Here is a 1,556-nt window from a genome sequence, read left to right on the forward strand (position 1 = left end):
CGTCTGCTACGGCTTCGGCAGCAAGCGTACGCTGCGGGACGTCGTGCTCGGCCTTATCCTGGCGCTGGCCGCCTATTTCGGCTTCGCCAGGGCGCTCGGCGTCAACATCGGTGCCGGTTTCATCGAGAACCAGCTGAACACGGTCATCGATGCGTTCATCACCATGTTGAGGGGCTGACGCCATGGAAACGCTCGGACATCTGGCACATGGCTTCTCGGTCGCCTTCACCCCGGTCAACCTTCTGTGGTGCCTGCTCGGCACCACGCTTGGTACCGCCATCGGTGTGCTGCCCGGTCTTGGGCCGGCGCTGACCATCGCGCTGCTTTTGCCGATCACCTATCAGGTGGCGCCGGAGGCATCCTTCATCCTGTTTGCCGGCATCTATTACGGCGCCATGTACGGCGGCTCGACGACGTCGATCCTGCTCAACACGCCCGGCGAAAGCGCCACCATCGTCACCGCGCTGGAAGGCAACAGGATGGCGCGTTCCGGCCGCGGCGGTGCAGCCCTCGCCACTTCGGCGATCGGCTCGTTCGTCGCCGGCACGATCGGCACGATGGGCGTCGCTTTCCTGGCGCCGGTGGTGGTCAAATTCGCGCTGGCCTTCGGTCCGGCCGAATATTTCTCGCTGATGGTGCTGGCCTTCATCACCGTCTCGGCGGTGCTCGGCTCGTCTTCCGTTCGCGGCCTGACCAGCCTGTTCGCAGGCTTCGTCATCGGCATGATCGGCGTCGACCTGCAGACCGGCCAGCCGCGCTTCACCTTCGGCATGACCGAACTGCTCGACGGCGTCGACGTCATCATCGCCGCCGTTGGCCTGTTTGCGGTCGGCGAGACGCTGTACATGGCCTCGCGCCGCTATGCCGGCAAGGACGAGATCGTGCCGCTGAAGGGCTCGCTCTACATGACGGCGGCCGAGTGGGGGCGTTCGTGGAAACCCTGGCTACGCGGCGCCGCGATCGGCTTCCCGATCGGCGCCATGCCGGCGGGCGGCGCCGAAATCCCGACTTTCCTGTCCTATGCCATCGAAAAGAAGCTGTCGAAGCACAAGCAGGAGTTCGGCACGGTCGGCGCCATCGAAGGCGTTGCCGGCCCCGAGGCCGCCAACAATGCGTCCGCAGCCGGCGTGCTGGTGCCGATGCTGACGCTTGGCCTGCCGACCTCGGCGACGGCGGCGATCATGCTGTCGGCGTTCCAGAGCTACGGCATCAATCCCGGACCACTGCTTTTGACGACCCAGGGCGACCTCGTCTGGGGGCTGATCGCCAGCCTGTTCATCGCCAACGTCATCCTGGTCATCCTCAACCTGCCGCTGATCGGGCTGTGGGTGCGGCTGCTGAAAATCCCGGCGCCGCAGCTCTATGCCGGCATCCTGGTGTTCGCCACGGTCGGCACCTATGGCATTTCGCAATCGCCCATCGACCTCGTCATCCTCTATCTGCTGGGGGCCGCCGGTTTCCTGATGCGGCGGTTCGATTTTCCGACCGCGCCTGTCATCATCGGCATGATCCTTGGGGCGCTCCCCGAAAACCCGTTCCGCCCGGCGATGACTATC

The 1,556-nt window shown here is 65.2% G+C and carries 1 protein-coding gene; it reads left to right on the forward strand.

Annotated features, from left to right (window positions below):
- Positions 1-182: 182 nt before the first annotated feature.
- The coding region (locus tag EN884_RS35490) for a tripartite tricarboxylate transporter permease (RefSeq protein ID WP_128361104.1) at positions 183-1,556 on the forward strand (1,374 nt) is incomplete at its 3' end.

Origin of the sequence: Mesorhizobium sp. M7A.F.Ca.AU.001.01.1.1, assembly GCF_004022735.1 — a bacterium.
GTDB lineage: Bacteria > Pseudomonadota > Alphaproteobacteria > Rhizobiales > Rhizobiaceae > Mesorhizobium > Mesorhizobium ciceri.